Below are 7,830 nucleotides of genomic sequence, written 5' to 3'. Positions count from 1 at the left end.
TCTGTTTGCAGCAGTGCTGGAGCCAGTGCGCAACGGCGATCGCAGCGGTTGCTTCCTGTGCAACTCCGCCATTGAGCACGCCCATGATGATCAGCAGATCCAGCTCAACGCGCAGGAAGGTATCCAGAGCACGCAGGACCTGTTCAACACCGCCCTTGCTGTCTCCGAGCCCTACAAGAGTGATGATGCCTTGCGAAAGCAGAAGGCCAATCTGTTGGCTGCAGGTTACTTCGGCCTGCGCGTCATGGTGCGCGGCGGCACGCCCTTGGCAGAGCTGGAAGAGACAGTCACCGTTCTGGTCGACACCATTTAGATGGGCCGGGTTTGCTTAGCAGGCGCAGTTATGTAGGCGTCGCCTCACTTTATAATTTCAGGATATTTTAAATGGCTGGTTATGTTCTTCACCACTACAATATTATCGACAGGTCGCGCATTGAGGAACTCGGCCCCAGATCCCTTCCTATTATCGAAAAATATGGTGGCGAGTTGATCGTCGCAAGCCCAATGAAAACCCTTGCGGGGCCAACATCCTACACAAATATGGTGATGTACAGGTTCGAGAGTTTTGAGGCTGCTGTGACCTTCTACAATTCAGAAGAAATGATCGAGCTTAGAAAGTTCAGCAGTCAGGTTATCGAGGGATTTGCGACTGTGGTTCCAGGTCATTCGGAAACTGAAAGCGTTGTGAAGTCAGGTTATTTCACGAGATGACCTCACATCGCAGATGAAGCGAGGGATAGGTGCATGCCGCTATATCCCGGCATCAAAAAAGGCTGGCAAAGCCTATCACTTCACCAGCCTGATTTATCGTTAGGTCACAGCCTTATACGGACTGTACCTTGTACAGGAAGTCGTCGATCTGCTCGCGCAGGTCAACAACCTCTTGCCGCACGGATGAGGCGGTTTTGGAGACAAGATCAGAGGACTGATTGGTTTTCTCTGCAGCCTGCGCCACCAGCACCATGTTTTCAGAAACGTTCTGCGTGCCTGTTGCTGCCTGATGCACGTTTTCAGTGATCTCGGCAGTGGCCGCGCCCTGCTGCTCAACAGAGGCCGCAATATTGGATGCAAACTCGTTGACCTGCCGGATGCTGGAGGTGATTTCCTGAATGGCTTCAACAGCATCCTTGGAAGAGCCCTGAATCTCCGCAATCTGCTGGGAGATCTCTTCGGTCGCCTTGGAGGTCTGGCTCGCCAGCTCCTTCACCTCGGTTGCCACAACGGCAAAGCCCTTGCCCATCTCACCGGCACGAGCCGCCTCAATAGTCGCGTTGAGCGCCAGCAAGTTGGTTTGCTCGGCGATGTCCTGAATGAGATTGACCACCTCGCCAATGCGCTGCGCCGTACCGTCCAGATCCAGCACTTTGGTGTTGGTGGCCTGTACTGCATCGTTGGTTTGGGTGATCACCTTGTTGGTGCGGGCAATCTGCTGCGCAATCTCTTCTATGGAGGTTGAAAGCTCCTCAGAAGCAGAGGCTACTGTCTGTACGTTGGCCGTTGCTTCTTCAGAAGCTGCTGAGGTAGCAGTGGTTTGGACGTTTGTATCCTCGGCAATACTCGCCAGTTCCTTGGAGGTCTGCTCCAGCTCGTCAAACCGGCTGTGAATGACCGTCAGTGCGGTTTCTGCGGTGCCTGAGAATGCCTCGATCAGCTTGGCCGATTGCTTCTGACGCTCCGCCTCGCGCAAGTGCTCTTTTTCCGCTTCGGACTGCAAGCTCTGGCGTTCAGAGACCGCAGTTACAAACACTTTCAAGGCGTTAGCCATCTGGCCGATTTCGTCAGAGCGGCCAGTGTACTGCACCTCATCGGAAACATTGCCATCAGCAAGAGACTGCATGCGGTGTGTCAGGTTGACGATTGGGCGGGCGATGGAATTGCCGATGAACCATAAGATGATGCAGCCAATCAGGCCGGAAACCACTGCTGCGATCAGCGCCATATCGCGGGTGTTGCGGGCACCAGCTGTCAGCTCCTCAGTGGTAACGGACATACCGGCAAACCAGTACTGATCCGTCGTACCCAGTTGAAACTTCTCAAAAATAAACAGGCGATCACCGACTTCTTGCACGTTCGCTTTGTCGCGGACGCCGTTCATGATGCTCTCGATAACCGGGCGGACTTTCTCGCCTAAAATAGAGCGGTCGCTGTGGCTGACCCAGAGCCCGTCTTCGCTGACCACGGCCAGACGGCCAGTGTCATAAAAGTTGGCGGCACCCATTTTTTCCTGCAGCTTATCGAAATCAACATCGATCACCACAACACCAACAGCCTCGCCTTTTGCGTTCAAAATTGGGTCCAGAACGGAGGCGGAGAGGATTTTTTTGCCTTCAACATCAAAGGTGTAAGGCTCAGTTACGAATTGGCTTTTCTGCTGTATCGTCCTGCGCATACGCCGCTGAACATCAGCACGGCCAATGTCTGCTGTCAGGGACTGAACACTGCCATTTTCTATGTAGAAGTAGGGGACGAACTGGCCAGTGTCAGAAGCGTACTTCTTGCCAACGTAATCAGCATCTTTGCCTGCAACATCCGGCTGCAGGAAGACGGCGATGCCGAGGATGTCCGTTGTACCGCGCAAAGCTGCTTCTGTCATGAGCGCGATGTTGGTGCGCGAAGCATCTCCGCTGTCGATCTCAGCGCCGTAAGTGCGTGCAAGTGTTGTGGAAATAACCTGCGACTCTTTTAAAAGATCCTGCGCTGTGACGGCCAGTCCGGACGCAACCGAGTTGAACAAGGCCCGGCTGTCTTGCTCAGCCGTTTGCATGCTGAGGTAGGTTCCGATCGAAATTACGAGCGATGAGGCAACGAGAAGAACCGCTGCTGATGCGCTGACAATGCGATGACTTAGTTTCATTTTCTGCTTCGCCATACTGTAGAAATCAGTACGGGTTCCGCCATCTCTCACTCATATGATGCTGGTTTCAACCACCTCTGGTTGATTAACCCTCTCCTTGCGTAAATACAACAGCCACTATTATTATAGTTTTGTTAATATTTAACTGAATTTGTCATCACAATACATAATAGAGATAAGCTTAAATCAGTTTACATCCCTGACAGAGAACCCGTTTTATTGGAGACTACTAAAATAGAACTGGGGTCACTATTAGGGTTTATCCATAAGTGCATAATACACATTTTGGAATTAATCTTTGAAAAACTCAAAACTAGGGCGGTACTAGTACCTACATCTTGCGCTCAGGGCATCTCATCAACGGCAGGTTGCCGCCACAACTCCGCTGCATGTCTTGGACTGAGGGAATAACTGCATGATCTTGTGCGATCCTGCAGAGGGGGCCAATTTTCTACAAAAAATCGCTGAGCCTGTTTGCGTTGCTATGTAAACCCCAAAACCAAAACGGGGTGAAACCCGTAGGCCTCACCCCAATTCCATCAAACATATCATTACGTTACGCTTACGCAGACACCTTCTCCGGCTTTGCGTTGTTTTGTGCGTTACTAAGTGCAGATATGCGTCGCTCGCGAAGCTTCAGCGCTTTTTCCGCATTGCCCGCTCGTACGTGGCCGTACCCGCGCACTTTCACTGGCCAGCTCAGCAAATCATGTGCAACCTTCTCACCAGCTGTTGCCAGATGAGTGCAGACCAGATCCATGTCTGCCTCATATGATGAACGCATTTCATTTGCCAGAACGCGCTCCTCATTTTTGCGGAAGGGATCAAGGAACGAACCGCGCAGGCCTTTGAGGCTGGAGAGGACCGAGAATAACTTCATCATCCACGGCCCGAACTCAGTCTTCACTGGCAGGCCGGTCACACGGTCTTTTTTCGCAAAGGGACCGCCGCCAATGTGGAAGCGCACTTCCAGATCGCCCTCGAAAGTCTCCGCAAGGCTCTGCTTGAACTGTGGCTGTGAGAACAGGCGCGCGACTTCAAACTCGTCCTTATGCGCCAGCAGACGGAAATATTGCGTCGCGGCGGTGCGAAGTATCTGTTCGCCCGCTCCGGCCTTTTTCAGCGCAACCAGCTTTTGACGGTAAAACCTGCCAAGGCTGCTGCCTTGATACTCCTTGAGGCGGTTCACCCGGTCCTCAATCAGCTCTTCCAGCGGCAGCGGACGATCCAGCTTCACCACTTGCGCAACCGGTGCCCGTGCTTTGGCAACCCGCTCCGGGTCCAGCACCATCAGGCGGCCCCAGTTGAAGGCCTCGAAGTTCTTGTCGCGGGCCACACCGTTCAGCTCAATGGCCTGACGGATGGAACCGAGCGTTACCGGAATGAGGCCACGCTGCCAGGCCGCACCAAACAGCATCATGTTTGCCATCACCGCATCGCCGCACAGGTCTTTCGCAGCCTGCGTGGTGTCGAAGTAATCCAGCCGGTCACCAACAGCCTCGCTCAGCCGCGCCTGCAGGTTGGGCGTGTTGATGTCCCAATCCGGGTTCTTGGAAAAGTCGATGGTCGGCACTTCTTCCGTGTTCACCACCACCTGAGCGGAGCCCTGTCGCAGTGTTGTCAGCGTTTCATCACCCGCTGTCACCACCAGATCACAGCCGATCACAACATCCGCTTCGCCAACCGCCAATCGTGCGCTTTGCAAACCATCCACGGATTTGGCGATGCGCATATGCGTCATCACCGCCCCGTACTTTTGCGCAAGGCCCGTCAGGTCCAGCGTGGAAACGCGGCTGCCATCCAGATGCGCGGCCATGGACAGGATCGCGCCAATGGTGACAACGCCTGTGCCGCCAATACCAGTGACCAGCAGCCCAGTCGCGCCGTTGATGGCGGGCAGTTCCGGCTCTGCCAACAGCTCATCGCCCACGCTTTCCACCTGACGTTCTGCAGGTGTGGTGGCCTTCTTCGGCTCTGCACCGTGAATGGTCACGAAGCTGGGGCAAAACCCCTCAACGCAGGAGAAATCCTTGTTGCAGCTGGATTGGTTGATCTGCCGTTTGCGGCCCAGTGGCGTTTCCAGCGGCTCAATGGAAAGACAACCCGACTTCTCACCACAATCGCCACATCCTTCGCAGATGTCCGGGTGAATGTAGGTGCGGACCTTCGGGTCCTCCCACTTGCCGCGCTTGCGCAAGCGGCGACGCTCAGTGGCGCAAGCCTGATCGTAAATCAGCACTGTCACACCCGGTATCTCACGCAGATCGCGCTGCACCGCTTCCAGCTCTCGTCTGTGGTGCACCTCAACGCCTGCCGGAATGGATTGAGCTTCTACCCGTTCCACATCCTCGGTCACCACAACCACCTTCTTCACGCCTTCATTGAGCGCGGCGGTGATGAGCTGGGGTACGGATTGCTCGCCATCAACGGGCTGTCCGCCCGTCATGGAAACAAACCCGTTGACCAGCAGTTTGTAGGTCATGGTCGCATCAGCAGCCACAGCCTGACGCATGGCCAGAAAGCTGGAGTGAAAATAAGTGCCATCGCCCATATTGGCGAACACATGCGGCTCATCCGTAAACGGTGCCTGACCCACCCAGTGCATACCCTCGCCGCCCATTTGAGAGGGGGCCTTGGTCTTCACCGGATCATTAAAATACGCAATGGTGTGGCAGCCAATGCCTGCCAGCGCGCGGCTACCATCCGGTACTTTGGTGGAGGTGTTGTGCGGGCAACCGGAGCAGAACGAGGGACGGCGCACCGGCCCCGGCTTCAGCTTGATCGGCACCGGCACTTTGGCCTTAAGCCCATCATCCTCCAAAAACTCTGCAATGGCAGAGGCCACCTGATTGGCGGCCAACACGCCGGAATTGGGCAACAGGCCCTTGCCCTGCACCTTGAGCGACATACCCGCATCAAACAGGATGGTTTTCAGCTGATCCTCAGCAACTGGGCGCTTTTCTTCCACCACAAGGATCTTCTTGAGCCCCTTGGAAAAGGCCTCGATAATCTTGGGATCGAGCGGCCACACCATGCCAATCTTCAGAATGCGGATGCGGCGCTTTTCTGTTTCCAGAGAGGTCAAACCCAGCTCGTTCATGGCCTGACGCAAGTCGGAGTAAGATTTGCCCGAGGCGATGATGCCCACCTCCGGCTCATGGGCATCGTGGGTGATCTGGTTGATGTTGTTGGCCTGCGCAAAGGCCAGCGCACGTGGAATCTTCTCTTCCAGCAGTCGCTTTTCCTGCTGCACGGGCAGATCGATCTCGCGAATCCAGACGCCGCCCTGCGGGTCTTTCAGGTCCGGTTTCACAATCTCAATGCGGTCCAGATCTACCTCCACGCTGGAAGCGCTTTCCACCACATCCGTCACCAGTTTCACGCCCACCCAGCACCCGCTGTAACGGCTCATCTCCACGGCCAGAATGCCGTAATCCAGAATGTCCTGCGGGTTGGCTGGGTAAAGCACCGGCATGCCAGAGGCAATCAACGCATGGTCCGACTGGCCAGCAACGGTGGAGGACTTGGCCGCGTGGTCATCCCCACACAACGCCACAACACCGCCCTTGGGGTGGGTGCCTGCAAAGTTGGCATGGCGGAAGGCATCGCCAGAACGGTCCACCCCCGGCGTTTTACCGTACCAAAAGCCAACCACGCCATCCTTGTTGCGCATCTTCATGTTGCCCACGTGCTGTGAGCCCCAGATCGCCGTTGCCGCTAGATCCTCATTCACGCCTGGCTGGAATACAATGCTGTGCTTATCCAGATGCAGCTGCGCCCGCCACAACTCCATATCGTAACGCCCAAGCGGAGAGCCGCGGTAACCGGAGATAAAAGCACCCGTATTCAGCCCCGCCAGCTCATCACGCATGCGCTGCTGCAACGGAAGGCGCACCAGTGCCTGATTGCCTGTGAGAAAGACAACACCGCTGGTCTGGGTGTACTTGTCATCCAGTGACGGGGCATTGTGGCTCTTGGTCGGGGTCGGCACACTGCTTTTTTCTTCAGAAACCATCAGGTAACTCTCACAAATGTCTGGCGTTGCCGGGGTGCGGCAGGAAATTATCTGCGATGAAAAGACCCAAGATTTTTTGGGGATTTGATTATAAGGTGCGGCCTACTCGCAATATTACGTAGACCCATACTGCATGAAATATCAGCGGATGTACAATAATCCCTTTGAATACAACAGATAACCAAACTGAACGCCCTGAAGCCTCTGATTTCCTTAAGACTTCAGCAATCCGCTACGGTAGTTTCGGCTAGGCTCAGCACACCGGCCAACACACAAAAATGGAGCCCGAACGGCCCCATTTCTGATCGAAAACTCAAGCATTTACAGCATAGTCCGCCTTACTGTGGCAGCAGGACGTCGCCTTTGCCGTTTTGGACGACCAGCAGGATGCAGTCTTTTGGGCCAACGCAGGCGTCATCGTGGAACTCTTGCCCCGGCTGCATCACGTGCGAGCCCACCGGCAGCACTTCTTTTTTGCCAGCGCGGGTGTGTTCCCACTGTCCCTGCACGGTGATGGCGTTGTAGTCGTTGGAGTGGCCATGTTCCCCTACGTGGAAGCCGCCTGGCATCTTCAGGTACATGCCGTAAGGGCCGGTATCACGGTCGCCCCACAACACAGAAATGTGGATCGGCGTGTTGCCAAACTGGGTCCACTCAATGTCTTTCAGCTGGGTCATATGGTCATCATCTCCACCAGCAAAGGCGGCGGTGGACATGGTGATCAAGGCTGCGGTGCTGATGGCTTTCAGGGCTGTCTTAAACATGGCTAATCCTTGTAACTCTCTGTTTTCATGAGCGCAAAGAGATGTGCTCTCGGTGTGAGGCTGAGACTAGCGATTGCCCTGATCCTGTGAAATATGCATAGTTGCAGCGAACAAGGGCGGACATGCATATGAAACTGAGCGCAGACGATCTTCTGGTGATTATGCACCTGACCCGCGAGCGAACACTGGAGAACGCC

The 7,830-nt window shown here is 55.0% G+C and carries 4 protein-coding genes and 1 pseudogene; 2 read left to right on the top strand and 3 right to left on the bottom strand.

Annotated elements, in window-relative coordinates; all coding sequences use genetic code 11:
* Positions 1 to 313 (top strand): annotated as a pseudogene (locus PPL9_RS08500) (TetR/AcrR family transcriptional regulator); the annotation flags it as partial.
* 71 nt (positions 314 to 384) lie between these two features.
* Complete coding sequence (locus tag PPL9_RS08495; RefSeq protein WP_057462306.1) at positions 385 to 711, top strand: DUF1330 domain-containing protein; 327 nt, start codon at positions 385 to 387, stop codon at positions 709 to 711.
* Positions 712 to 823: 112 nt separating this feature from the next.
* Here PPL9_RS08495 and PPL9_RS08490 read toward each other — a convergent pair whose 3' ends face one another.
* The 3 genes from PPL9_RS08490 to PPL9_RS08480 form a co-directional block, all read right to left on the bottom strand.
* On the bottom strand, positions 824 to 2,854 hold the full coding sequence (locus PPL9_RS08490; RefSeq protein WP_208989250.1) for a methyl-accepting chemotaxis protein: 2,031 nt from the start codon (positions 2,852 to 2,854) through the stop codon (positions 824 to 826).
* Positions 2,855 to 3,416: 562 nt separating this feature from the next.
* Positions 3,417 to 6,869: an indolepyruvate ferredoxin oxidoreductase family protein gene (locus PPL9_RS08485; RefSeq protein ID WP_057462304.1), complete on the bottom strand. Its 3,453-nt coding sequence runs from the start codon at positions 6,867 to 6,869 to the stop codon at positions 3,417 to 3,419.
* A 338-nt stretch (positions 6,870 to 7,207) separates the two neighbouring features.
* Positions 7,208 to 7,633 (bottom strand): DUF4437 domain-containing protein, encoded by a 426-nt coding sequence (locus PPL9_RS08480; protein ID WP_057462303.1) that lies wholly within the window; start codon positions 7,631 to 7,633, stop codon positions 7,208 to 7,210.
* Positions 7,634 to 7,830 lie beyond the last annotated feature (197 nt).

The organism is Pseudovibrio sp. POLY-S9 (assembly GCF_001431305.1).
Taxonomy (GTDB): Bacteria; Pseudomonadota; Alphaproteobacteria; order Rhizobiales; family Stappiaceae; genus Pseudovibrio.
The sequence above is the reverse complement of the archived record's forward strand: the minus strand, read 5'-3'. Positions and strand labels throughout refer to the sequence as shown.

Bases quoted from the DNA above. Each gene is read 5' to 3' on its own strand.
- PPL9_RS08480 (WP_057462303.1), bottom strand. From the start codon at position 7,633: ATGTTTAAGACAGCCCTGAAAGCCATCAGCACCGCAGCCTTGATCACC.
- PPL9_RS08485 (WP_057462304.1), bottom strand. From the start codon at position 6,869: ATGGTTTCTGAAGAAAAAAGCAGTGTGCCGACCCCGACCAAGAGCCAC.
- PPL9_RS08490 (WP_208989250.1), bottom strand. From the start codon at position 2,854: ATGAAACTAAGTCATCGCATTGTCAGCGCATCAGCAGCGGTTCTTCTC.
- PPL9_RS08495 (WP_057462306.1), top strand. From the start codon at position 385: ATGGCTGGTTATGTTCTTCACCACTACAATATTATCGACAGGTCGCGC.